The organism is Ferruginibacter sp. (genome assembly GCF_049840995.1).
Classification (GTDB): Bacteria; Bacteroidota; Bacteroidia; order Chitinophagales; family Chitinophagaceae; genus Ferruginibacter.
Genome location: NZ_JASGIP010000008.1, coordinates 18,902 through 43,220, shown reverse-complemented (window position 1 = coordinate 43,220; position 24,319 = coordinate 18,902). Strand labels below are relative to the sequence as shown.

Below are 24,319 nucleotides of genomic sequence, written 5' to 3'. Positions count from 1 at the left end.
TGATATTAGAAAGAGATTAGAAAAGGGGAGGACTGGTTATTTACCCAATGGCAGCATTATTTCCACCACGGTACCTTTTCCTTCGGTGGAAACCACTTCGATCTTTCCCTTATGCAGCCGGATGATATTGAACGAGAGCGGCATGCCGATACCATAGCCATCATATTTGCCGGTATTGGAAGCCCGGAAAAAGGGATCGTAAATATGTTTCAGGTCATCGGCGGGTATACCAATTCCTTTATCCATTACCGTTATGATAACGTATTTTTTATTGAAAGACAATTGCAGGTCTACCTGCTGGTTATTGGAATATTTACAGGCATTCAGTACAATATTTGTAACAGCGATCTTTAAAGTATTGTAACTGCCGCTGATGCTGATATCATTTTCATCTTCCGGAAAATTGCTGATGGATACCACGATATGGTTCTCGGGCAAAATATCGTCCATGCTTTCTTTTACATCAAACAGCAACTGATCGAGCCGTATCTTTTCCCAGGTGATCTTTTTACCATCAAAGCCTGTTTGTGCAAGATCCAACAGGCCCTTGGTAAGATGCTGCAACCGGGAAGCCTGCTGCTGGATATGCTCAATGCTTTGCCTGTATGCTGCTTCAGATCTTTCTTTCGATAAAATATAATCCGATTCGGCAACAATAGCCGTTAAAGGTGTTCTTAATTCATGCGAAGCATTGCTGATAAAATTGTTCTGCGATTCAAAAGCCACTTCAATACGGTCGATCATTTTGTTGAAGGTCTGCGTAAGTTCCGCCACTTCATCGGTGCCTGCCGTTTCTTCCAGCCGCAGGTGCAAATTATTTTCATTGATCTGGTTGGCTTTATCGGTAATGGTGCGGAAGGGGCGGAAACTTCTTTTGGCAAAATAATGGCCCACAATAAAGATCAGTATCACGGCGCAGATAAAAGTGATGATCATAATATCCCGCAGCTTATCCAGTAGTTCAATACCATAGGCATTGGTGGCAGATTTGATCACAATAAAATCACCTGTTTCATCATGGTACAATAACCCTGCATAGTGCCGGAATTTTTTTTGCCTGAACACGGTACCGCTGTCGGCCTGCACGATCTCATTTAAAAAACGCTGGTCAATTTCGGGTGGCGGCGCAGGACTGAATTGATGCGTGGCACTATCTACCTGGAACACATAGGCTTTTTCATCCGCCAATTTTTCCAGGTATTCTCTTTGTATCTCCCGGAAAGATTCGGTGGATACATGATCTTTTTCAAAACGGAATTTGGAAGATATTTTGGCCCTCAGTTCAAGCCGTTTATTAAAATCGTTGTGGGCAGCTTTATTCAGAAAATAATATACGGTGATATCCAGGATAATAAAGAAAGCGCCTGTAAGCACGGTAAACAACAGGGTGGTCTTGGTTTGAATTTTCATACAGCAGTCCTTTATATTTTCAACATATACCCCATACCGATCACGGTGTGAATGATCTTTTGTTCCGGGTCTTTATCCACTTTTTTTCGCAGGTAATTTACATACACGTCCACCACATTTGTGCCCAGGTTAAAATCAATACCCCATACATTTTCTAATAGTTCAATTCTTGATAATACCCGGTTTTTATTTTTAATGAAGAATTCCAGCAACCTGAATTCGGTGGAAGTGAGGCTTACAGGTTCTCCTGCATAATAAATGAGTTTGGCATCCAGGTCGATGGAGAGATTACCGGCACGCAAAACAGTATCTTCTTTCGGCAACTGCTGGTTGCGGCGGTACAGGGAGCGTAAACGGGCTTCCAGTTCGGCAAACTTGAAGGGTTTTAAAAGATAATCATCACCACCGGCATTAAGGCCGGCAACAATATTTTCGGTAGTGCCCAGGGCGGTTAAAAAAAGGATGGGAGTCAGTATCTTTTTCTGGCGCAGCTGACGGCACAATTCCATGCCACTCATATTGGGCAGCATAATATCCAGTATGATCACATCAAAGCTGTTATTCAAGGCCAGCTCCAGCCCCAGGCTGCCATCGGGCGCCACGGTAATGCTGTAGCCCTGTTCTGTAAGTCCTTTATTGATAAGGCCCGCTACATTGGGTTCATCTTCTACCAGTAATACCTTCATCATAGTGCAATATTACAACCGCGGTTTTTATCATACCATTAAAATCTGATTAGAGTCCCCGGGTCGGGACGTCCAGCCTTAGGCGGGGACGGCCTGAACCATACTTGAAGACTTTACTGTTTATCGTGAGACGTGAGTCGTGAGTCAGGGTCGGGACGCTACAACCTAGGTCGGGACAGGCAAGCGGCCTGAACCCTATTGTAGAATCTCACATCCATGGTTCGTGTCCCACGGACCATGCAGCGCAACATTACAACGAGAAATGATCGGTGAGGAGAAAAATTCACCACATAGGCACATAGATAACATAGATATTCTTTAGTGTGCCGAAGTTTTACTTCGGCTCCGTGGTTCGTGTCTTCACGGACCACAACAGCGCAACCTTTGAAGAGCAAAGTTCGGTGAAGACACCGACCATGGGTTTACCACATAGGCACATAGAACACATAGATATTTTTGAGTGTGCTGAAGTTGTACTTCGGCTCCGTGGTTCGTGTCCTCACGGACCACAACAGCGCAACCTTTGAAGAGCAAAGTTCGGTGAAGACACCGACCAAGGTTTTACCACATAGGCACATAAAACACATAGATATTTTTTAGTGTGCCGAAGTTGTACTTCGGCTCCCCGGGGCGGGACATGTAGTGGCCTGAACCATATTCAATATGCAAGTGATATACCAACTGCAGGGTATTGCAACAGCAACTGTACTGTTGTAGTTTTAAGAGTCAAAATATGTTGATCATGAAAAAGACTGTACTCCTTATACCGGCGCTTATTTTTTGCACCCTGTTTGCTACGGCGCAAAAAACAACTGCCACTGCTGCCAAAAAGCCTGTTGTTGATGCTGAAAAAGAGCCACCCATTACGGATACTTTTGCGTACAATATTCAAACCACCATTCACAAGCTGGCGCTTTTTGTGCAGGACGCAGAAAGGCCCATTGAGTTGCTCACACAAAATTACCTGGGTATTCAAAACTCCTGCCAGCCCTATTATACAGCTATTGTGCGTTTTCCCGGTGCGGCGGAAAATATCATCAGCAGGGTAAAGGCAGATCATGATAAAGGCGTGATATTATGGGAGTGGACCAGCTACCTGGTAAAAGCGCCTAAAGGAGAATTCAACAAACAATCCCTGTTAGACCTTACAACAAAGATGCTAGACATTGCAAAAAATATCAACACCAGCGGCGGGGATGACAAGAATGGCATACAACTCATTACAGGCTATACCACGGCCGACTGGGGCTTCGGCAACACCGATGAAGTGAAACTGATCGTTCAATTCTATAAACCGGGCTATCAAACCGAGCAGCAAAGCATTGATTCGCTCAAAGCATTGTACCTGCCCGGTTTTAAAAGTATTGAAACGGCGGGAGATGCCACTAAAAAATTCAGCGCTGCATTACTAGGTGAAGGGCTGAGCAAAGAAAAAGCAGTTGCAATACTGGGAGCGGAATTGCGCAAAGCTGCCGACATAGATATCAAGATTGCCTACCAAATGCTGATGGGCTGCGATTACGATCTGAAAGCAAAAGACCTGATGGCTGTTTTAGATGACAGCCAGCGGGAAAAGATACGGGTATTTGCACAGGCCTTCCTGGATGCTTACAAAGAACAACGGCCATTTGATATTAAAACATTTGATCCCAATCCGCCACCGGCGCCCGTGTACACGTACCAGTCAGGTGGCAATACTTATACCGGCACTGTTAACCCCAATTTGTTTGCAAAGCCTGCGCCGGAAGGTAAGCGGGTACATTGCCCTGTTTGTGGTGGCCGCGGCCAGGTGGAGATAGTGGATTACTCGCATACATATAGCGGCATCTTCAGCACCATTACCACACAATCCACCCACTGGGCTATGTGCAGCTACTGCGGCGGCGGGGGATGGGTTACGAAGTACAAGAAGTAAGTGAGTAGTGAGTGGTGAATCGTGAGTATAGGTCGGGATCCCGCCTTAGGTCCCGACCCAGGCGGGGACGGCCTGAACCATACTTGCAGAATCTTCCACCCATGGTTCGTGTCTTCACGGACCATGACAGCGCAACCTTTGAAGAGCCATGTTCGGTGAAGACACCAACCATGGAAGAAAAATATTCACCACATAGGCACATAGATCACATAGCACACATAGAAATATTTTAGTGTGCTGAAGTTGTACTTCGGCCCCCGGGTCGGGACGCTTTAAGCGGCCTGAACCATATTGCGGAACCTTCCACCCATGGTTTGTGTCCCACTGACCACAAAATATAATTAACCACATAGGCACATAGTAGACATAGAAATATTTAGTGCACCAAAGTTATACTTCGGCTTTACTGCCTTCTACCATTCATAATCAATGGCTCCACCAACCATTCCTACATCTTCTATGTGTCCTATGTGCCTATGTGGTAAACCTATTGCAGCCCTTACATAAAGAGCATTCCTCTCCGTAAACTCCTTTTTTCTGGCTCTCTGTCCCATGGACTTCTTTGGAGCATTAAAACTCCCGTTTACAAAGTGGATATGCTCATACACCACTATTTAAATACCTTCGGTACGGCCACTTTTTATGTGGAGGATTTTATAAAAAAGCCATGCGTAAACTCATTGCTGTATTGACTGCTGTATTTTTATTAGTTGTTGCTGCAGAGCATAACAGCCCTGTTATTGTAACTCAACACGGTAAAAGCAAACTGGCCAATCTGAAACCGGTAAAGGATGTGATATTGCCCGGCATGGGCAATAATAAAACGGTTGTAACAGATACCACTGCATTAAAACAAAGCAACTGGTACAGTACCGCCATGCAGGCCATTGCAACGCAGGAGTATAATATCAATTACCAGGAAAGTTGCAAAGCATTTGCATCGCCCAACCGCAACAACAATTTAAGATCTACCTACACAGCAGATAAATTCACTCTTACACCACGCAACGATAGTGCCGGTAAATGGAAACTGGAGCTGGCATTGCAGGGCATTTACACAGGCAAACAAAAAATAATGGCGCCGGATGATAATGCCATCATAAGCCGCTCGGCCAATACCATCCGTTTTGATAATGGGGCATTTGTTACCGAGTATATCAACAGCAGGGAAGGCGTACGGCAGAATTTTATTATACCACAGGAGCCGGCAACAACACCCAAAAATTTAACGGTAAAACTGCAGACCAATAGTGGCTGGTTGACCAATAAGGTAAACGATAAAGAACTGCATTTTGCAAAAGCCACTAAAAATGGTTACGATAAAAAAATCACTTACAATGGTTTAAAAGCATGGGATGCCAACCAAAAAGAGCTGACCGCTTATTTTAGTGTAAGCGGCAGTGTTATTAACATACATGTGCAAACAGCAGGTGCCGTGTATCCCGTTACAATCGACCCCATCAGCACTACCGCAGCCGCAATGGTGGAAAGCAACCAGGCAACCGCTTTTTTGGGTTTTTCGGTAGCATCGGCAGGCGATGTAAATGGTGATGGCTATAGCGATGTGATTGTGGGCGCTTACATGTACGATAACGGTCAAACCAACGAGGGTGCAGCATTTATATATCATGGTTCGGCAACGGGCATCAGCACTACTGCCGCTGTAATGCTGGAAAGCAACCAGGTAAGTGCCTATATGGGTTATGCCGTTTCCACCGCAGGCGATGTAAATGGCGATGGATACAGCGACGTAATAGTGGGCGCTTATTATTACGATAACGGCAACACGGATGAAGGTGTGGCATTTATATACCACGGTTCTTCCACGGGCATTGGCACTACTGCCGCCGCAATGGTAGAAGGGAACCAGAACAGCAGCAGGTTTGGCTGCGCTGTGGCCTGTGCAGGCGATGTAAATGGTGATAGCTACAGCGATGTGATAGTAGGCGCCTTTGGCTTTGGCAATGGCCAAACAGACGAGGGCGTTGCATTTGTGTATCATGGATCTGCAACAGGTATCAATACCACCTTTGCAGCAAGGGTGGAAAGTGATGTTGCACTGGCATATTTCGGCTGGTCGGTATCATCGGCAGGCGATGTAAATGGCGATGGCTACAGCGATGTGATAGTAGGCGCACAAAATTATGCCAATGGCGAAGCCGCCGAAGGCGCGGCTTATATATACCATGGTTCGGCAACGGGCATCAGTACCACGCCGGCACTCCTTATACAAAGCAACCAGGCCAATGCCTTTATGGGATATAGTGTGGGTGGTGCAGGCGATGTAAATGGCGATGGATACAGCGATGTAATTGTAGGCGTACCGAATTATGATAATGGGCAAACGGATGAAGGCGTAGCCTTTATATACCTGGGTTCGGCGGCAGGCGTAAGCGCTGTGGCAGCCACCACGCTGGAGTGTAACCAGGCCAATGCATTGATGGGCTACAGTGCTGCCAGTGCAGGCGATGTGAACGGCGATGGCTACAGCGATGTGATAGTAGGTGCCGTGCTGTACGATAATGGCGAAACAGATGAAGGCGTAGCATTTGTATACTGCGGATCTTCCACCGGCATTAATACCACCGCAATAGCAATACTGGAATGCAACCAGGCCAGTGCCGGTATGGGCCGCAGCGCAGCCTGTGCAGGCGATGTAAATGGCGATGGCTACAGCGATGTGATAGTAGGTGCTTACCAGTACGATAACGGCCAAAGCAACGAAGGCGCTGCATTTATATTTAATGGGGTACCCGCCGGCGTTAGTACCACGGCTGTGGCCATTGGAGAAGCGAACCAGGCCAGCGCATTAATGGGACAGTCTGTAGCATCGGCAGGTGATGTAAATGGCGATGGCTACAGCGATGTGATAGTAGGCGTATCTTATTACGATAACGGGCAGACCGACGAAGGCGTAGCCTTTATATACCACGGCACTGCAACGGGTATCAATACAGTAGCAGCGGCCATGGTGGAGAGTAATAAAGCAAATGCACAATTGGGCGCTTCGGTAGCCTGTGCTGGCGATGTAAATGGCGATGGCTACAGCGACATTATTGCCGGGGCGCCATATTATAATAATGGGCTTACCAATGCAGGCGCTGCATACATATATCATGGTTCCGCCACTGGTATCAATACGGTTGTTGCCACGCTTATTGAAAGTACACAGGCATTTATGCTGATGGGTCTTTCTGTGGCCGGTGCAGGCGACGTAAATGCCGATGGCTACAGTGACATCATTGTAGGTGTATTAGGATATACAAACGGGCAGAGCAATGAAGGAGGCGCATTTATTTATCATGGTTCGGCAACGGGGGTGGGCACGGTGGCTAATGCAATTGTGGAAAGTAACCAGGCCTCCGCTAATTTTGGCAGTTCAGTAGCAACAGCAGGCGATGTAAACGGCGATGGCTACAGCGATGTGATCGTGGGCGCCAATTTGTATGATAACGGCCAAACCAACGAGGGCGCCGCTTTTGTATACCACGGTTCGGCTACCGGCATCAATACTACAGCGGCAGCAATGCTGGAAGCCAACCAGGCCAGTGCAGCATTTGGATGTTCGGTGGCAACAGCAGGCGATGTAAATGGCGATGGCTTCAGCGATGTGATAGTAGGTGCCTTATTATACGATAATGGACAAAGCGATGAAGGCGCAGCCTTTGTATATCGTGGCACCGCCGCAGGTGTTAATACCACACCGGCAGCCATGCTGGAAAGTAACCAGGCGGATGCTCAATTTGGATTGTCTGTTGCATCGGCAGGTGATGTAAATGGCGATGGCTACAGCGATGTGATAGTAGGCGCTTATTATTACGATAATGGCCAAGCCAACGAAGGCGCAGCATTTGTATACCAGGGTAGCAATACGGGCATCAGCACCACGGCCGCGGCTATGCTGGAGTGTAACCAGGCAGGGGCTAATATGGGTTATTCGGTTGCCTGTGCTGGAGATGTGAATGGCGATGGTTTTAGTGATGTAATAGCAGGAGCCAGCCATTATACCAATGGGCAATCAAGCGAAGGCGCATTTTTTGTATACCTGGGCAATGGGGGTGCCGGCAAGCGCAGTAACCTGCGCCTGTACAATACCGACCTTACCACACCCATACAGGCCAGCAATAAACTCAACCCTAATTTATTCGGCGCAGGCTTATTTGCTAAATCATCACTGGGACGGGTAAACGCAAAACTGGTATGGGAAATTAAGCGGCAGGGCCAGCCCTTCAGCGGCAACCCCATTACCAACAGCACGGCATTTTACGATAAGGTTTCTTTTTTCAGCAATACCGGCATTAATGGTATTGAGCTGAAAAGCCAGGTGCAGAAATTATCACTGCAAAATAAGATCCGCTGCAGGATAGAATACAGCAAGGCCACCGCATTTACCGGCCAGGTGTACGGCCCCTGGCGCTACCCGGCGGGCTATACCATGGGCGCATTTGGCATTGGTGCAGTGGCCTTACCGGTAAGCCTAACCGCTTTTAATGCGCAGTATATAAATGCGGATGATGTACTGCTGAGCTGGGCCAGCACCAACGAGCTGGACCTGCAGCAATACATCGTACAAAAAAGTACCGACGGTATTCACTTTACCGATATTGCAACTGTACCTGCCAAAGCCATCAACGGCGGTGCACAGTACAATACCACCGATAAAAATGTAACCGCACCTGTAACTTATTACCGCCTGCAGCTGGTGGATAATGCAGGTAAAACAACTTACAGTAAAACTATCACTGTAAAAAGCAACCACACCATTACAGCCACTATTGCGCCTAACCCTGTAAACAAGGGCAGCAATGCACACCTGCTGATAACCGCTGTAAAAGATAAGCTGCCGGTGCAACTACAATTATTCAGCAGTACGGGGCAGCAAATACTTATACAAAATACAGTGCTGCAAAAAGGGCTCAACAATATGCTGCTTGCAGTAAGCACATTACCAGCAGGAGTGTATGTAGTGCATATAACAGGAGAGGGAATGGATGCCACCTGCAGCATGATCATCAACGGGTCAGTGCGCTGAAGTTTTACTTCGGCTTCTTACCACAAATAAAACCTGCAAACATCACCACAACACAACCTGCTAACAAGCATGTTAGAAGGAAACAATGAGGAAAGGTTCACCACATAGGCACATAGGGAACATAGGAAATACACTTTTCGTAATCGTAACACTTCAGGGTCGGGACGTCTCGCCTTAGGCGAGAACGGCCTGAACCATTCTTCCGCCGCGGAGAAAAAGAGATGCAGAGTTTACGCAGAGTGCCCACCGTAACACTTCAGTGTTACCCATCGTGTCTTCGCGCCTTTGTGGCAAATGCTTCTTGTCAGGGTCGGGACGTCCAGCCTTAGGCAGGACGGCCTGAACCGTTTTTCACCGCCGAGAAAAAAGAAAAGGAGTTTACGCACAGTGCCCAGCGTAACACTTTAGTGTTACCCATCGTGTCTTCGCGCCTTGGTGGCAAATGCTTCTTGTAAAAACTGCAAAGGCTTGCTTACTTGTCTTTATAATACTTGATCTTCGAAAACCGGGTGCGATATATAGAAGTTAATTTTTCAAGCGTGGAAAGTGGCTTTAAATTTCCATTCAGTAATTTTATCCGGGTGATCATCATGCCGATGGTTTTATTAAAGAACACCAAAAAGATAAACCGGTACAGGGTAACCAGCAACAGCATACCAATTAAAAATGCCACACTTTCGCCGCCCATGGCACGCAGCAGGTCGGGCAGGGGGCTGAACTTTATGGAGAGTACAATGTTCATGATATCAATTGCAAAATCGATACTGCTGCTGAGTACAGCCTGTAGCTTACTGGCCTCTGTTTCTTTAGGTACCAGGTCGGTAAAAATGGTGTCGTTATTATCCATGGTACACCGAAGTTACAACTTCAGTTCCAGTGCGCCGAAGTTGTACTTCGGCCTTTGGTGCGCTGAAGTTTTACTTCGGCCCCTTACCACAAATAAAACCTACAAACATCACCACAACATAACCTGCTGAGAAGCATTTTAGAAGGAAACAATGAAGAAAGGTTCACCACATAGGCACATAGGGCACATAGAAAAATATTTTTCCGGCTTGGTCAATCAGGAGTGGAATAAGTCTATGGCCTGAACCGTTTTTCACCGCTGAGAAAAAGAAAAAAAGAGTTTACGCTCCAAAGGAGTCCTAGGGACAGAGTGCTCAATAGTAACACTTCAGTGTTACCTTTAGTGTCTTTGTGCCTTTGTCCTTAGGACTCCTCTGGAGTGGCAACTACCGGGGCGTGAGAAGTAAGTGGTAAGACATGAGGTGTGAGTAGGGGAGGGCCGGCGAGGTGTGATGCTGCAATTTTTTTGTGCTGCAGGCACGGCCGGAAAGCGAAGAAAGTCCGAAGCCACTCCGAAGGATGACCGGGGGAATGTAGTGATTGCTTTAAGTGTGGTATGCTTCATGTACGCTGCAACTACGGCGCATGTACGGATGTGGTACGGGCCATATATGCTACAAAACCGGGGGATATCAAAAACCAGCATGGACAGCCTTTATTAAGCTACCGAAAGCCCCCTAACACTTTGGTGTTATACATCGTGCCTTTGTGACCTCAAAAAACACTTTAGTGTTTCCCAATAGTGCCTTAGCGCCCTTGTGGCTAATTTGTGGTGTGCAGCCGCTCCCGCCTGAGGCGGGGCAGAAAGGGGGTGGGCTTTAAGTAATGGTATGTTCCTCCCTGCGAGCCTCATCGGCACTTTCTAAAAAGTACACTAAAAAATACAGGTCTTCTATTATACTGCCAAAATTGTTGGGGGGCGGCTTTGCTGTGCATCAGGTAATTATAAAATACATGGTTAATGCTGCGGCGTAGGCTTTCGGGCGGCGCTGCCTCAAAGAGTGCTTCCAGTTGGGTGATGATCTTGGTGTTCATGATTGTACTGATTTGAGGTAAAGATAGTGAATATAGCAATCGGTGCACTATAATGCACCGATATTTTTATAAAATAGTTCTAACATTGGGATATGACGGAACAGGAAAAATTTATACGGGCTGTAGGAAAAAATATAGATAAAAAGAGGAAAGAAAAGGGGCTTTCTTTTCAGGAACTTGCTTTTGTATGCAATCTTGAAAAAGGTCATTTAGTTAGACTTGTTAGCCAGGGTGGCAATATTACTATTGGCACTTTATATAAAATTGCAAAGGGGTTGGAGGTGCCGGTGTGGGAGTTGGTGAAAGTGTAGATAGCAATATTACTTAGAATATTATTATATAGCTGGAGATTCTCCAAATAATCCCAGTTGACTACCTCCCTTACTAGGAAGTCCTATTAAGTCAATAAATCTTATGCGAGGTTTCTTCTCATTTATGTTTCCTTCATCATCCATTCTATCGATATAACCTTTTATTAAACAATTAGTGAATAATAAAGTTTTATAATTTTTGATGTTACCCTGTGAAGGTAAACACGTTAAAATGTGTCTTAAATACTCGAAGCCGATAGTGTTAGTGTTTTCGTTTCCTCTTGAAACATGTCCTTCAAGTTCTACATATTGGTTGTGCACTAATTCTGGAAATAATATTGTGTCATCCTCTTCTTTTTTTGTAAAAATATATTTGTCATTTATTCCAATTTTGACAGATTTTTCTGTATCGTCTTTGTCCAAAGGTTCATCTGGATTAAATCCAATTTCAAGTTCTCTTTCTTCTTCTATAATTTTTGTCAATTTCGAAAATAGTCGTTCAGGGCAATTTTGATATAATTCTAAATACTCTATAGGAACATAAATTGTTTCGCCCTCGGCATTTTTAACGCCAACAAGTGTTTCTCCATTTTCTTCTTTAAAATCTACTTCAACAAATTGTTTTTGAATCAAAGACTTCACATGAGTGGATATTTTTATTACCCACTTTATAGACTTTATTACTTTTTTAAGTACATCGGCAACGCCTTTATCTTTAAAGTCATTTTCTGCTATTTTTTTCAATGCAGTACTTGCATACGTTGTTAAACCTGCCCCTACAGCAGTTGTCAACCATTGTCCTAATGTGTGAGGAATCAAAGACTCCCAACTACCTTTTCGAATACGAATTGGGATTTCAAATTCAAGATTTTGAAAATCTCTGTCAATTTGATAAAGAAAATAACGCAAAACCTCATCAATGCCAATAAGTACTTCAGCAGATTTCCTTGCATCTAAGTAACCTTCCTCTACTAATGACCCTTCGTATTTAATATAAGCCAAGAAATCCATTTTTATAGTAGTTTATTTTTACTTCTGATGTTGGTTGAGCTATTATAAATTTATTTTAAGCTACATTTTTTAATTGAGAGATGTACATCATGTATCCATAAATAAATCTAGTTGTTTGTCATAAGGAAATGCGCCAAAAACATGCTTTAAGATATTCGAACTCCACGGCTCAAGATTATCTGAATAATTCTCAACAACTTCGGAAATATCTAAACTATGACCACTTTTTGAACTACCTGTTTTCTTTACCAATTCCTCTGTCACGATTTTAAAATTTTTATGATTAAAATCGTTTAGCCGAATAACAAAACAAACTGCAAGATGCTTTTTACTTTTATTATTTTCGCTATTATAAATTAAAAATGGTTCAATATCCTTTGGATAAATTGATTCTCCAATTTCTTCAAATATTTCTCTATGTAAAGTATTCTTAAAAATTTCTAATAAATTGTTATCAGCGCCATTTTTATCTTCATGACGAATATGTCCGCCAGTATATAAAAGATATCGATTTCTCTCAGGAGATCCTCTTTCTGCTTTTTTGTCAGATTTTCGTACTATTAATACCTTTGTTTTAGTTTCATTTGTGATTACCGCGATGGGTATTGGTTGTATACTATCTGTTTCTTCAACAACATCTCTATCCCCAAAATAGATTTTCTCATTTTTTATTATTGAAAAATCATTTACGCCTTCTTGTAGCAATCTTGAAACCGTAACAGGTAAATAGCCAATATCTTCCTTAATAAGACCTAATAAAGCATCCAATGTTTTTTCCGTCACAAGCCTATTTACTTCTTCTGGTCTTTCTTCATTTGAAGTGTCGAAAGTTACGATTTTATTGAATTTCGATTCATACTTCTTTAAACAACTTTCAATCGCATTATTAAAAGAGCACAAAACATTTTCATTCATTATAGATCCGGATTTTTCTGTAAGTAAAAATGAGAATTCTCTTTTCATACAAACTTCTGGGTTTGCTTTAAAAACCAAAGTTAAACTAAAGAGGCTCGATAACAGTTTGCTCCCAATTAATAAATTTTCATACGATTTAAAAGTCATATCGTCTAAGTAAGGAGCTTCGTCATTTGATGTATTTAACCATTGGAACCAACATAAGGCATCAAAAATTGAACGATCTACTATTATAAAATCAATAATATTGTTTGAATAGTGTTTTATTATTTCTGCTAAAGATGAAAAAAGAGTCCATGAATTAAAATGTGGATGAGTTTTATTAGGGATTGGGCAAATTCCCGCCATCTCGCCTACAAGTTCAGTATTAAATCCATTTCTTTTAAGAAAAATATTTAAGGCAGAGATTGATGTTGTTTTACCTGATTTAGGTGTGCCACAAAATTCTATTAAAACTGGCCGCCTTTTACCATGTTTATCTTTCAATTCTTTTAACTTTTTAGCTTTATCCTCTAAAAGTTTAATAGACTCTTTATTTAATGCCATATACTAATTTTCATTTTTTGTTTCGAAGCTACCTGCAACTATTTTTTTTCCTACTTTTTCAAATTTATCAATTACATCGCCAGATGAATAGCCAATAAAAAAAGAGAAAAACATACACGAATAAATAAAGCCATCATTTAATTCTGCAGATTTTGCCATTGCAGACACACCAATTTTAAAAGAGAGAAAAAGCAAAAGGCCAAATCCAATAGAAAAGATTGGCCTCAAAACAAAATAAAAAATAATTCCATCTTGTCGAATTCTATCTTCATTTGTAACAGGTTCAATAAGATCAAGGTTTATGCAAGCTTTATATAGTTTTCTTATGTAAAATAAGCTACTGCCAAATAAAGGAAATACAATGCATCCTAAAATTGCAGTTTTCTCTATATTTAATTTATTAATAAAATCATTTTTAAGAAAAATAATCAGGGCTACTGCAATTAGAGAAAACAAAAGCAAAAAACCTAAATACCAGTATAGGAATGTTCTGTTCCTTTTGTTGAGTTTAAACCATTCATTTTTATTATTCATATTTATTTTTTGGGACTTTGTGTTTATAGATTTAAAAGCAGCATTCATTAAATGTTATTCATGGATATAATTCTAACTATATCCAATCAAAATAGTATAACCTTATAGTAGCTATTCATAAGCTAATCATTCTGTTCCCGTAGGATGAAATTGTATAGAAGGAATAACTAATTCCCATTAAAACAATGGTAATCTGGTCGCAAAAAATATTGGATGATTTTATTAGGTGCCGTCAAGGTAAAAACTTTTTACTCAAAATACAATACGTAAAACCCGCAAATTTTGGACGGGCAGAATCAAAATCTGTTGCGCAATCTCAAAGCATCTGACTACGGATCAGAAGGTTTTAGCCAAAAGTCCCTAGCGGATTCGAACCGGCGGCAACCTTCAGTTATGGTTCAGGCCGCTGGGAGCGTCCCGACCCAGGCCCGACCCCAACTCACAACTCACTACTCACCACTCACCAAAATGCTTTACATTTGAAAAAACTGCCTGCCATCAATGACGAAGCTGCGAAATGCGATCCATAAAAACCGCTCGGTAATATTGTACGGTGCCTGCCTGGCCGTGCTGCTGTTTTTGCTGCGCTGGCTGGAGCTGCGGTTTATTTTATTCGATCATGCTTTTGAAATTTATATCGGCGCCATAGCGGTGATCTTTACCGGACTGGGTATATGGCTGGCGCTTAAACTTACCAAACCAAAAATAGAACGACAGGTGGTGATAAAAGAAGTGCCGGTAGAAAAAGCTGCCACCTTTGTTTTTAACGAGGCCGAAATGGAGCGCCTGGGCATCAGCAAAAGAGAGCTGGAAGTGCTGCAGCTGATGGCCGAAGGGCTGAGCAACAACGAAATTGCGGGGCGGCTGTTTGTTTCGCTCAATACCATTAAAACGCATGCTGCCAACCTTTTTATAAAACTGGATGTAAGCCGCCGCACACAGGCCATCGATAAAGCCAAAAGGCTGCGCCTGATACCTTAATGGCTACTGCTTTGGTATGAAAATATGGTGCAGCTCATAAAATCACCCGAAAGTATGAACGAAATGCCGCAGCCTTTGCGCAGTTTTACAGCATCATCAAAACTATCATCATGAAAAAAATTGTTCTTGTAAACGGGCTCATCGCCGGCTTTATCCCCATCAGCATTTTCTTTATCACCATGGGCCTTTACCACAAAAACGGCAACTTCGAAGGCGGCATGTGGATAGGCTATGCCAGTATGCTGCTGGGCTTTTCGCTCATTTTTGTAGGCATCAAAAACTTCCGCGATAAATTCAATGGCGGCGTCATCAGCTTTGGCAAGGGTTTTAAAATAGGCTTGCTCATTACCCTGGTGGCTTCCACGCTGTATGTTATTGGCTGGCTCATCGATCTCTATTGCTTCATCCCCGATTTTGCAGAAAAATATGCGGCCGCCATGCTGGATAAATTAAAAGCCAGCGGGGCAGATGCTGCTAAAATTGCTGCCGAAACTAAGGATATGGACAATTTTGTACAGCTGTATAAAAACCCGGTAATGGTGGTGCTGTTTACTTATGTTGAGATTTTGCCGGTGGGGCTGATCATATCTTTGATTGCGGCGGCGATATTGAAGAAGTCCCGCAGATAGCGCGGATTGCACAGAGGATATCTTAATTACCTTAATTTCTTAATGGTTAACTCTTCGTGTTTCTTCGTGCCTTCGTGGCTTAGTGGTTTAAAACATTTGCATTTAACAAAAATTACTGTACTTTTACTTCCGCTCCGGCCGGTACTGGCTTAGTTGCCAGCCGAAAGAACAGCATTGCCGGGGCCACTAAATACTACATATCTCTTTTTTAAAGGTGAATAAATACATAGCCCTGGCTCATTCTTGACCGGGGCTTTTTTATACCCCCTCCGCCCCCTAAAGGGGGAACTCATGAATACTCTGCGTAAACTCTGCTTCTCCTTTTCTCAGCGGTTTAAAAATGGTTCAGGCCGCTAAGAGCGTCCCGACCCACATTCGACATCATCTGTAGCGACTTTTCGTACAGCTATAGATATTTTTCTACATTTTTTGTAGATAAAAACGCAATATAGTATCGTAAAACTACGTTTGTTTGGGCAAGTTCAATATCCTGATTATATGAGAAAGCCCACCATTGCCCTTATTTGCCTGCTGTTTTTTTATTGCCGCGCCCAGGCGCAAAGCTGTACGCCGCTCGGCGACCAGGTAAGCTATGGCACCAATAATGTGTGGATAGGCTATGCCTACGATAACCCCGATTTTACCAATTACAGCGGCTATGTAAACGAGGGCAATACCGGCAGCCCCAATTTTGATGAAAGCTTTGGTGGCGATGATGTAACCTACAACACCAATGGCTGCGGCATATTTACCAGCACCTTCAGCATGCGCTATAAGCTTACCAAAACTTTTACCAGCGGCTATTATTTATTTACCGTGGGTGGCGATGATGGTTTTCGCTTAAGCATTGATGGCGGCAGCACCTGGATCATTGATCAATGGGCTGACCAGAGCTATACCACCCGCACTTACCTGGGCCTGCTGAACGGCACGTACAATATGGTACTGGAATATTACGAGAACCAGGGCGGCAACCGCGTAAGTTTTGATGTATCGGCCGCATGTGTAGGTACCGAAAATACCGCCCTGTACGGCAGCAATAATATATGGAACGGCTATATTTACGATGGCACCAACTTTAACCTGTACCAAGGCATGGTTACCGAAGGCAGCACCGGCAGCCTGAACTTTGATGAAAGCTTTGGCGGCAGCAATGTGTGGTACCCCACCAGCGCCTGCAATGTGCAAACCGAAACCTTTAGCGCCCGCTACCGCCTTACCAAAACTTTTACCAATGGCAATTATTTATTTACCGTAGGTGGCGACGATGGCTACCGGTTAAGCATAGACGGTGGCGCCACCTGGCTGGTAGATAGATGGTACGACCAATCGTACAATACTACTATGTCGCCGGTGGTTACGCTGAGTGGCACGTATAACTTAGTGCTGGAGTTTTACGAGAACGGGGGCGATAACCGCATTTCCATTACCGCACAACTGCTGAATATACTGGCGGTGGATGTGACCAGCTTTACGGCCACACTAAATAATAATGATGTGGAGCTGAACTGGGCCGTGGCTGCAGGCAGCAATCCGCAACAGTTTGCGGCAGAGCGCAGCAGCAATGGTACTAACTTTAATACGATTTTTACCACTGCCGCAGGTAATACTTTGCAATACAATGCCAGCGATAAAAATGTGCCCACCGGTACCTGGTACTACCGCTTAAAGATAACCGACCGTAATGGGCATATTACTTACAGCAACATTACGGCAGTGCATGTACGCACAGGGCAGGGTAGCAGCGAATATTTATTTTACCCTACTATTACCAACAGCAATTATGTATTGTTTAAAAGCGGCGCCGATATCAGCAATGCACATATTACCGTGCTGGATGTTAACGGCCGTATAGTGGCACAGCAAAGCCTTGCTAAAATATCAGCTGCGGTGCCCACACGCATACAGCTTACGCAGAACAGTAAACTGCCGGCAGGTTTTTATATCATTAAAATAAACGGGGGAGATGGGGAAGTAGTGACGGGGAAGGTGGTGGTGCAGTAGTAGGGATAAAGCTGTTTAGTATTTAACATCATCGATTACATGGGCAAAGCTGAACATTTTCCAGTTATCTCCAAGGCCCCATGTTTCATTTTTGTATTTATCTATTTTATAAAAGCCTTTTACATTCTCTGCTGAATCCCGGCTATAGTCAGTAAAGTTGTAAATGAAATATATTGGATGCTCCCCGGGCCAGTTTGTTTTTAAATAATACCAGCGGGGGCATATTTTGCAAATGTTTGGGCTGGATAAGGCTACTGTAACTCCCAGTTTATTTAATAGTTCATATACATCAGGATAAGCATCCTTAATATCTGGCAGGTCAGCTTCTCCTGTTTCCGGTTGTCGGTAAAAAAGAGAATCCAGCTTTTTATTATTCGTAAGTGTTGTTACCAGTTTATCAAAAAGTGCTTTGTTGGTATAGAACCTGGCGATTAATTTTTCGGGACTTTGTTGTTGCTTGCAGCCGGTTAATAAGATCAGCCCCAGCAGTAGTATTTTAAAACTTGTTTTGGTCATCGCATGCATTTAGGTTTATCTTATAGATGCCCAAAGTCCAAATTTTACCAAAACTTCCACCACGGTTTTTTAGTGGCCTGCAGGCGTTGCTGCCATCCGGGGTTTTCTTCGTTCCAGCGTTTTTCTTCTGCTTCGGAACTGCCGTTATCTTCATAAGTGATCCAGTCGTCGAAGGCAACATCGGCCTGGCCAATGGAGATAATGCGGTCTTTATGCGTCATAATGCCCATACCATGTTCTACGTCCCACTCGCAGCCAAATTCAAATCCTACATAGGCATGGTCTTCTTTATCGGCAGGCATAATGTGTATGATGGAAAGACCGATATTGTTTTTAAAATCTTCTATGCTGTTGATGATGGGCATGCCATCTTCGTAGGAGTCAACAAATGATGGCATTTCGGATAAGAGTGCGGCCAGTATGGCATCTCTTACCTTTTCATCGTTTTCTATTACATATTTTATGGCATTGGCCTGCTGTTGCGTATAGGCTTTGCCGGTATCCGTGTTTCGCCCATCGGCAAATACTTTTACGGTACCGTCAGATACTGCATCCTTATCTCTTCCATTATAAGATCCCTGCCTGCTTTGATAGCCTTGCCAGGCGGGCAGTTGTAAGGTTGCCTGGTAATTATCACCAATAAGGGTACCGGGTGTTAAGTGAGTGATGTTGTTCATAGTTTAACCATTAAGAAGTTAAGGGGCATTAAGGTGGAACCACTAAGGCGCGAAGGCAGAAAGAAACACGAAGAAATATAAACCATTAAGGAATTAAGGGAATTAAGGTTTATCTGTCCGAAGGACTCCTTTGGAGCGTAATCCGCGTTATCTGCGGGCCATCTCTACACCAACGCAATACATTCCACCGATATTAGTATCCCTGCCGGAAAAGGCATTACCTGCGGCGTACTTCTTGCCGGTGCATTTTCAGGAAAGAACTCTGCATACACTTTATTGACGATGCTGAAATCGTTGCCCGTAACCATGTAGATAGTGGTGCGTACTACCTTTTGCATGCTGCTGCCGGCTTCTTCCAACACAGTTTGAATGTTTAAGAAACTTTGCCTGGCCTGTTCTTCAAAGCTATCACTGGGTACCGTACCCGAAATGGGGTCAAGCCCCGGCATGCCGGATAAAAATATAAACCCACCTGCTATTACAGCCTGTGGAAATACCTGCGTCATGCGGGCTACCTTGGTGGTGTTGAAGTTGATTCTGCCTTCCATATTATCAGTTTAAGGTGATGATTATTTTTGGTGCTGTATCAATCGCATGCTGTATTGTGGCCGATGCGGAGCATGTGGCCATCGGGGCATTCCACCAGCATTTCCCGCATGTTCCATTCGTGCGTGGTGGGCGGGTGTATAATCTTTGCGCCGGTATCTTTTATCAATTCGTAATATTCATCCACATCATCCACAACCAGGCTCAGCCATGTGCCGGGATGCCCCTGGTTGTCTTTACAAAAAAACAACTCTACATCATTCATTACCACACCGCCAAAAGTAGGCGGTGCATCCCATTCCCATTGCTCTTCAAATTTTAATTGCTCCACAAAATAGCGGATGCTTAGTGATACATCTTTTGCGTAAAGGATGGGAATGGCTTTTTGTATTTTCATGGTATGCCGTTTACAGGCAAATGTAATTATTGTTGGCTGTTGTGGCCTACAATTGTATCCAGGCGGCTTTGCTGGTACTTTTCAAATGCCGCATTCAGTAGTTGCAATAGTTCGGTATGGCTGATGTTTAGTTCGTGGACAGAGATACAAACCGGCGAACCATATTTTTTTGCATTGGCTAAAAGCAGCTTTCTTTTCAGTGTATTTTTTTGCCTCGCTATGTATTTCTCCGGATCAAATAAACTGATCGTTATAAAATATTGTGTTGAAGCCTGTAATGGAAATGCTGTTTCAAAAATTGCTTCAATATCCGGCCACAAAATGAGTCCGAATTTAGCAGCTGTTATATTATCATAAATGCCCTCTTCGCTTATTACCAGGCCGGGCTTTTTATTGAATAACTGTTTGGGATAGATATAAACGCAAAAAAGGCCAAGCGCTATACCTCCCCAGGCAATAAATTGCAGCAATAGATCACCAAAAGATCTGTTACCTGTTTTTTGTGAAGCGATCATCCATATTCCGCATCCGAGGAAGAAAATACCTGAAATTAAAAATCTTAGAATCTTTTTTTTGCTGAGTGAAATTTCAATTGTATGGACAGGATTCATTCTTTTAATTTAAGGTCGCTCTTTCTCTATTATGGCGTTTATTTTTTTAATCAATTCCGCTTTATTTTGATGGAATACTTTAGGGAAATCAAGTTCTGGTTCTTCAGGTTTTATATTATTCTGTATGCAATTCCTTATTCCAATTAAATTATCCAGGTTGCGGGCATATAATTCCCGGCCTGCAATATCAATTTTATAATAATACAGTTTATTAGAGAATTGTATTGCTGCATGATAACCACAGGTAGAGCAGGTTGCTTTTCCATCAATTGAAGGACAAATATTAAGATTTTGCTCTCTATTCCAGGGAGATTCTGAATATCGCTTTACTGCCGCATACCGGACAGTTTATTATTACCACTGCTTCTTCTTCCATAATCACTTATTAGAAATCGTACGTTAAATGAAGGTTTTGTATCCGCATAAAGATACGCTTTGTACTGCTGTCGAAAAACTGGATGAGATAATTGCCGGAAGCTTCTTTTACAAGGTAGTTTTTAAAGCCGGCAGGCGTACGGTGTTTGTAATAATGGAGGAATAATGTATCACGGGTAGGGTTGAGTGCGATTGTGCCATGATAACCAGCCTTCGTTTTTGTACTATCGTCCATCACCATGCTGTAACTGAAATACTTTTCTTTAAGCACCAGGAACTGAACAGGATGTACCGTGTCTTCATTCCATGCAGAAAAACTGATGTTGCCGTATTTAATATCTTTTGTTGCGATTTGCGCAGTACCGGTGAGGGAAGAAAATACAAACACCAGGAAAAATAATTTGTTCAGCATAACCAGTATTGATACTTGTAGTAATGATTGTACCTGTTTCACACAGTCTTTTTAGTGCAATGTCGTACTAAATGGATTGTCACTTATTTCCCAGTTCTTTAAAATACTATCGGCCTGCATATTATCCAATGTTACAGAAGTAGTGCCTGGTATATCCTGCAATACAATGGTGGTGGTGCTGGTAGTATAGTCGTGGCTGGTGATCAGGTATTTTTTCTGCAGGGGATTTTTAAAATGATCTTCCTCTGTAGCGATCGTTTGTTTGGAGGCATCCAGCAGTATTATTTTGCGCAGGTAGGCCGGGGCTGCCAGTTCTGTTTCTTTTTTATGCAGGAAAATAAAACGCCTGTCTTCTGCCGAAATATCTTCGTTGCACTGCAGGCTGGAATCTACGGGCACGAGGTGCAGTTGTTGCCGCTCTTTATTCTGACCGGTCCCGAATTTTTTGTATACATCTGCCAGTTTGTTTTTGCAGGAACAAAAGAGGAGGAGCGGGGATAATATGATGATCAGTATTTTTTTCATCCAGGTTACTTCAGTTTACCGGTCACAATCCAGTAATGTTCCAGGTCGGTATAAGTGATCGCGGAGCAAAATGCAGACAGCTTTTGCTGCAGTATTTCTTTTGAAGGAAAATTCTTCAGCACCGTATGCTCCGTTCCATCTTCCAGTTTTCTTTTTTGATAGGTATTGCCATTATCGTCGGTTACAGCAATACTGCTATCATCATGCACGCCACCTGCCACCTGTTTACTATCGATAAACGCTATCGTTCCTCCCGGTAGTATCAACCGGGTAATGATTTGTAAAAAAACATCCAGTTGTTGCAGCAGTATATGGCTCCAAATAAATCCTCCAAAAAGGGCTTCGTATTTTGTACCCGTTTGCAATTGGTACATATCTGCCACATGGAACTGAATATTGGGCGCATTATTTTTTGCCTGGGCAATTGCAATCACGCTTGCGTTGATATCGGTTGCCAGTATGGAGCTGGCAACTACAGCCAATACTTTTGTCCAGTAACCTGTGCCGCAGGCAATTTCCAATACCGTTTTATCAGCAAATAAGGGCTGCAATATTTTTGTTGCGGCTGCAAGGTCCTGCTGTTCAGCAGGGATGGCATACACTTTATCGTATTCATTTGCACGCTGGTGATAGTAGGAGGAGAGATCGTTGTTCATGATGTTGGTTTAAACAGCACTGCTTATAATTTCCAATAATAACGGCGTAAATATTGTTTGCAGCTGGCACAAAAATCTTTTTCATCGTCAGTAGGATTTCCGCCTTCCGCATCACGCATGTAACAACCTGCATTGGGGCAATGCGGCAAACCAAAGTTATGCCCCAGTTCATGAATGGCCACTTTAAATAATTGTTCTTTCCCTTTGGTCATGTTCAACCGGAATGTGGAGGCAACGCAGGAACTGCCGGGGCAGCTTCCCAAACCCATTACGCCCCAATCGGGTATGGCATCTTTGCTGGTGCTGATATCATGAGTGGTCACGCCGATCAGTATCTCGTTCGGTTTGCCCACTGCTTTTAAATATTTCAGCAGGGAGTCGGCCTTGTATCTTCCCCTTGCAGCATAATAGGCAAACTGCGGTAGCTCCACAGCAGGACTAATGATGACCCTGGGAAATAATTTTTGTACAGCCCTGGCCAGTTGCTGCACTTCACCATTATCCATATCTGTAAAAGGCTGTATCCTTACAACCATGTCTGCATTGGGTTTTGGAGCACCGGGTTTATTTTCTTTTTGCCTGCAGCAGGGCAGTATAACTGTAATCAGAATAATGAGGCAATAGTATTTCATGAGGGAATTTATTTGATAAAGCTGTCTGAAACATACAACTGGCGCAGTAACATTATTGATCCTGTTAAAAACCAAAACGTACATTGTACCTGTTTTCACTTAGCTCATCCTTGTATAAGGTAAATACCATTGGAGAATAGCCTTTATCTCCATCGGAGAAAGTAGCGGTTGTTCTATCAGCTGTACGTTTAATGGTTTTTATTTTGCTGACTGCTGTAAATTTCTGAATAAAATAATTCAGCGCTTTTTCTGCATCCGTTTTGTTTTTAAACAGGAACACTATTCCCGGTTTTTCTATGCGGGGCAGGTAGCCTTTTACCTCTGTAGCCAGTATTTCAAATTTTCCCTGGATACATGTGATGTTGAAAAACGGGTGTTTGGTAAAAAGGAAATTATGTTCTGTTTTCTGTACAGGTGGAAAAGTATCCATATAACCTGGTGGATACAGGCTCCATTCATGCCGTGTTGTATCTTCTGCATATTGCGGGAAGTAGGTTTGAACAAAACCAAGTATCGAACTATCCGGTTTATGAAGAAAAACATTGAAGAACATTTTATGATACAATGTATCGTATTGTTTACCCTGCGCTTGGGATGCTGTTGTAAAAAGAAAGCAGATCAGTATTGTTGCCAGTATACGGTTCATAAAAGGCATAAGGAATGTTTTATTGATTGTTGTTTGGATCAATGTGTCAACTCAATTGCTGTACCAGTTGAAATATATTGCCTTCCGGATCTTTACCATCGCATGCAATATAAGCAGCGCCAGTAAAATGTTTTATGTCACCCATTGCTACTTTTTTATCCAGCAATGTTTGCCGGAAAGCTGCAAGATCAGTATCAATTTCAAACACCAGTTTTACATTGCTATCCTGTACTTTAAATTCCGCCGTTGATGAGGGCATAAATTGTTCGCCGATCTTATGAAAGGCCAGTTGCACAGCGCCTGCATCCAGCACTGTCCAGTGGGCATTTGCTTCGCCCATAATTGTTAATCCAAAATATTGTTGGTAAAACTGTACCAGCTTTTCAACGTCGGCACAAAATATAATGATCGTTTTAAGACTTGCCTGCATGGTTAAAGGTTTAATATTGTATTCAATCCAAATGGCCGGAT

The 24,319-nt window shown here is 43.1% G+C and carries 24 protein-coding genes; 6 read left to right on the top strand and 18 right to left on the bottom strand.

Annotated elements, in window-relative coordinates:
* Positions 1-36: 36 nt before the first annotated feature.
* A complete protein-coding gene (locus QM738_RS20995) occupies positions 37-1,410 on the bottom strand; it encodes a sensor histidine kinase (protein WP_462278720.1) in 1,374 nt (457 codons plus the stop codon).
* Between the two features lie 11 nt (positions 1,411-1,421).
* The gene (locus tag QM738_RS20990; RefSeq protein ID WP_462278719.1) at positions 1,422-2,099 is read right to left on the bottom strand and encodes a response regulator transcription factor; all 678 of its coding nucleotides are present in this window, start codon (positions 2,097-2,099) and stop codon (positions 1,422-1,424) included.
* A gap of 739 nt (positions 2,100-2,838) precedes the next feature.
* On the opposite strand from QM738_RS20990, the gene QM738_RS20985 reads away from it, so the two are divergent.
* Together QM738_RS20985 and QM738_RS20980 are read left to right on the top strand one after the other, a co-directional pair.
* Entirely contained in the window at positions 2,839-4,011 is a 1,173-nt protein-coding gene (locus QM738_RS20985) for a DnaJ-like cysteine-rich domain-containing protein (protein ID WP_462278718.1), read from the top strand.
* A 667-nt stretch (positions 4,012-4,678) separates the two neighbouring features.
* A complete protein-coding gene (locus QM738_RS20980; protein WP_462278717.1) occupies positions 4,679-9,043 on the top strand; it encodes an FG-GAP-like repeat-containing protein in 4,365 nt (1,454 codons plus the stop codon).
* Between the two features lie 472 nt (positions 9,044-9,515).
* Here the strand turns inward: QM738_RS20980 and QM738_RS20975 are convergent, their stop codons facing one another.
* On the bottom strand, positions 9,516-9,890 hold the full coding sequence (locus tag QM738_RS20975) for an RDD family protein (protein ID WP_462278716.1): 375 nt from the start codon (positions 9,888-9,890) through the stop codon (positions 9,516-9,518).
* A gap of 848 nt (positions 9,891-10,738) precedes the next feature.
* Positions 10,739-10,924, bottom strand: coding sequence for a hypothetical protein (locus QM738_RS20970; protein WP_462278715.1), 186 nt, complete (start codon positions 10,922-10,924; stop codon positions 10,739-10,741).
* A gap of 92 nt (positions 10,925-11,016) precedes the next feature.
* Between QM738_RS20970 and QM738_RS20965 the strand changes: the two genes are divergently transcribed.
* A complete protein-coding gene (locus tag QM738_RS20965) occupies positions 11,017-11,235 on the top strand; it encodes a helix-turn-helix domain-containing protein (RefSeq protein ID WP_462278714.1) in 219 nt (72 codons plus the stop codon).
* A gap of 24 nt (positions 11,236-11,259) precedes the next feature.
* On the opposite strand, the gene QM738_RS20960 is transcribed toward QM738_RS20965, so the two are convergent.
* The 3 genes from QM738_RS20960 to QM738_RS20950 form a co-directional block, all read right to left on the bottom strand.
* A complete protein-coding gene (locus QM738_RS20960) occupies positions 11,260-12,246 on the bottom strand; it encodes a hypothetical protein (protein ID WP_462278713.1) in 987 nt (328 codons plus the stop codon).
* A gap of 87 nt (positions 12,247-12,333) precedes the next feature.
* The gene (locus QM738_RS20955; RefSeq protein WP_462278712.1) at positions 12,334-13,707 is read right to left on the bottom strand and encodes an NUDIX hydrolase; all 1,374 of its coding nucleotides are present in this window, start codon (positions 13,705-13,707) and stop codon (positions 12,334-12,336) included.
* Positions 13,708-13,710: 3 nt separating this feature from the next.
* Positions 13,711-14,241 carry a hypothetical protein gene (locus QM738_RS20950; RefSeq protein WP_462278711.1) on the bottom strand — a complete coding sequence of 177 codons (531 nt, stop codon included), beginning with the start codon at positions 14,239-14,241 and terminating at the stop codon, positions 13,711-13,713.
* A 501-nt stretch (positions 14,242-14,742) separates the two neighbouring features.
* Here QM738_RS20950 and QM738_RS20945 point away from each other — a divergent pair.
* The 3 genes from QM738_RS20945 (at position 14,743) to QM738_RS20935 (ending at position 17,855) form a co-directional block, all read left to right on the top strand.
* The gene (locus tag QM738_RS20945; RefSeq protein ID WP_462278710.1) at positions 14,743-15,222 is read left to right on the top strand and encodes a helix-turn-helix transcriptional regulator; all 480 of its coding nucleotides are present in this window, start codon (positions 14,743-14,745) and stop codon (positions 15,220-15,222) included.
* A 110-nt stretch (positions 15,223-15,332) separates the two neighbouring features.
* A complete protein-coding gene (locus tag QM738_RS20940) occupies positions 15,333-15,851 on the top strand; it encodes a DUF4199 domain-containing protein (protein WP_462278709.1) in 519 nt (172 codons plus the stop codon).
* 498 nt (positions 15,852-16,349) lie between these two features.
* A complete protein-coding gene (locus QM738_RS20935; protein ID WP_462278708.1) occupies positions 16,350-17,855 on the top strand; it encodes a T9SS type A sorting domain-containing protein in 1,506 nt (501 codons plus the stop codon).
* A gap of 15 nt (positions 17,856-17,870) precedes the next feature.
* Here the strand turns inward: QM738_RS20935 and QM738_RS20930 are convergent, their stop codons facing one another.
* The 11 genes from QM738_RS20930 to QM738_RS20880 form a co-directional block, all read right to left on the bottom strand.
* On the bottom strand, positions 17,871-18,371 hold the full coding sequence (locus QM738_RS20930) for a hypothetical protein (protein WP_462278707.1): 501 nt from the start codon (positions 18,369-18,371) through the stop codon (positions 17,871-17,873).
* 44 nt (positions 18,372-18,415) lie between these two features.
* On the bottom strand, positions 18,416-19,048 hold the full coding sequence (locus tag QM738_RS20925) for a DUF6985 domain-containing protein (protein WP_462278706.1): 633 nt from the start codon (positions 19,046-19,048) through the stop codon (positions 18,416-18,418).
* 164 nt (positions 19,049-19,212) lie between these two features.
* On the bottom strand, positions 19,213-19,596 hold the full coding sequence (locus QM738_RS20920) for a RidA family protein (protein ID WP_462278705.1): 384 nt from the start codon (positions 19,594-19,596) through the stop codon (positions 19,213-19,215).
* A gap of 38 nt (positions 19,597-19,634) precedes the next feature.
* Positions 19,635-19,991 (bottom strand): VOC family protein, encoded by a 357-nt coding sequence (locus QM738_RS20915; RefSeq protein ID WP_462278704.1) that lies wholly within the window; start codon positions 19,989-19,991, stop codon positions 19,635-19,637.
* Positions 19,992-20,017: 26 nt separating this feature from the next.
* Complete coding sequence (locus QM738_RS20910) at positions 20,018-20,602, bottom strand: STM3941 family protein (RefSeq protein ID WP_462278703.1); 585 nt, start codon at positions 20,600-20,602, stop codon at positions 20,018-20,020.
* Between the two features lie 385 nt (positions 20,603-20,987).
* Positions 20,988-21,431: a hypothetical protein gene (locus tag QM738_RS20905; protein ID WP_462278702.1), complete on the bottom strand. Its 444-nt coding sequence runs from the start codon at positions 21,429-21,431 to the stop codon at positions 20,988-20,990.
* Between the two features lie 9 nt (positions 21,432-21,440).
* On the bottom strand, positions 21,441-21,914 hold the full coding sequence (locus tag QM738_RS20900; RefSeq protein ID WP_462278701.1) for a hypothetical protein: 474 nt from the start codon (positions 21,912-21,914) through the stop codon (positions 21,441-21,443).
* A 5-nt stretch (positions 21,915-21,919) separates the two neighbouring features.
* Entirely contained in the window at positions 21,920-22,570 is a 651-nt protein-coding gene (locus QM738_RS20895) for a class I SAM-dependent methyltransferase (protein WP_462278700.1), read from the bottom strand.
* Positions 22,571-22,593: 23 nt separating this feature from the next.
* The gene (locus QM738_RS20890; RefSeq protein WP_462278699.1) at positions 22,594-23,202 is read right to left on the bottom strand and encodes a zinc-dependent metalloprotease family protein; all 609 of its coding nucleotides are present in this window, start codon (positions 23,200-23,202) and stop codon (positions 22,594-22,596) included.
* A gap of 64 nt (positions 23,203-23,266) precedes the next feature.
* Positions 23,267-23,857 carry a hypothetical protein gene (locus QM738_RS20885; RefSeq protein WP_462278698.1) on the bottom strand — a complete coding sequence of 197 codons (591 nt, stop codon included), beginning with the start codon at positions 23,855-23,857 and terminating at the stop codon, positions 23,267-23,269.
* A 37-nt stretch (positions 23,858-23,894) separates the two neighbouring features.
* Entirely contained in the window at positions 23,895-24,278 is a 384-nt protein-coding gene (locus QM738_RS20880; RefSeq protein ID WP_462278697.1) for a VOC family protein, read from the bottom strand.
* Positions 24,279-24,319 lie beyond the last annotated feature (41 nt).

Excerpts from the sequence above, each read along its gene's own strand:
- QM738_RS20985 (WP_462278718.1), top strand. The coding sequence starts at position 2,839 with ATGAAAAAGACTGTACTCCTTATACCGGCGCTTATTTTTTGCACCCTG.
- QM738_RS20940 (WP_462278709.1), top strand. The coding sequence starts at position 15,333 with ATGAAAAAAATTGTTCTTGTAAACGGGCTCATCGCCGGCTTTATCCCC.
- QM738_RS20950 (WP_462278711.1), bottom strand. The coding sequence starts at position 14,241 with ATGAATAATAAAAATGAATGGTTTAAACTCAACAAAAGGAACAGAACA.
- QM738_RS20970 (WP_462278715.1), bottom strand. The coding sequence starts at position 10,924 with ATGAACACCAAGATCATCACCCAACTGGAAGCACTCTTTGAGGCAGCG.
- QM738_RS20945 (WP_462278710.1), top strand. The coding sequence starts at position 14,743 with ATGACGAAGCTGCGAAATGCGATCCATAAAAACCGCTCGGTAATATTG.
- QM738_RS20990 (WP_462278719.1), bottom strand. The coding sequence starts at position 2,099 with ATGATGAAGGTATTACTGGTAGAAGATGAACCCAATGTAGCGGGCCTT.
- QM738_RS20955 (WP_462278712.1), bottom strand. The coding sequence starts at position 13,707 with ATGGCATTAAATAAAGAGTCTATTAAACTTTTAGAGGATAAAGCTAAA.
- QM738_RS20995 (WP_462278720.1), bottom strand. The coding sequence starts at position 1,410 with ATGAAAATTCAAACCAAGACCACCCTGTTGTTTACCGTGCTTACAGGC.
- QM738_RS20890 (WP_462278699.1), bottom strand. The coding sequence starts at position 23,202 with ATGAAATACTATTGCCTCATTATTCTGATTACAGTTATACTGCCCTGC.
- QM738_RS20880 (WP_462278697.1), bottom strand. The coding sequence starts at position 24,278 with ATGCAGGCAAGTCTTAAAACGATCATTATATTTTGTGCCGACGTTGAA.
- QM738_RS20910 (WP_462278703.1), bottom strand. The coding sequence starts at position 20,602 with ATGAATCCTGTCCATACAATTGAAATTTCACTCAGCAAAAAAAAGATT.
- QM738_RS20925 (WP_462278706.1), bottom strand. The coding sequence starts at position 19,048 with ATGAACAACATCACTCACTTAACACCCGGTACCCTTATTGGTGATAAT.
- QM738_RS20965 (WP_462278714.1), top strand. The coding sequence starts at position 11,017 with ATGACGGAACAGGAAAAATTTATACGGGCTGTAGGAAAAAATATAGAT.
- QM738_RS20935 (WP_462278708.1), top strand. The coding sequence starts at position 16,350 with ATGAGAAAGCCCACCATTGCCCTTATTTGCCTGCTGTTTTTTTATTGC.
- QM738_RS20885 (WP_462278698.1), bottom strand. The coding sequence starts at position 23,857 with ATGCCTTTTATGAACCGTATACTGGCAACAATACTGATCTGCTTTCTT.
- QM738_RS20915 (WP_462278704.1), bottom strand. The coding sequence starts at position 19,991 with ATGAAAATACAAAAAGCCATTCCCATCCTTTACGCAAAAGATGTATCA.
- QM738_RS20975 (WP_462278716.1), bottom strand. The coding sequence starts at position 9,890 with ATGGATAATAACGACACCATTTTTACCGACCTGGTACCTAAAGAAACA.
- QM738_RS20920 (WP_462278705.1), bottom strand. The coding sequence starts at position 19,596 with ATGGAAGGCAGAATCAACTTCAACACCACCAAGGTAGCCCGCATGACG.
- QM738_RS20960 (WP_462278713.1), bottom strand. The coding sequence starts at position 12,246 with ATGGATTTCTTGGCTTATATTAAATACGAAGGGTCATTAGTAGAGGAA.
- QM738_RS20900 (WP_462278701.1), bottom strand. The coding sequence starts at position 21,914 with ATGAAAAAAATACTGATCATCATATTATCCCCGCTCCTCCTCTTTTGT.
- QM738_RS20980 (WP_462278717.1), top strand. The coding sequence starts at position 4,679 with ATGCGTAAACTCATTGCTGTATTGACTGCTGTATTTTTATTAGTTGTT.
- QM738_RS20930 (WP_462278707.1), bottom strand. The coding sequence starts at position 18,371 with ATGACCAAAACAAGTTTTAAAATACTACTGCTGGGGCTGATCTTATTA.
- QM738_RS20895 (WP_462278700.1), bottom strand. The coding sequence starts at position 22,570 with ATGAACAACGATCTCTCCTCCTACTATCACCAGCGTGCAAATGAATAC.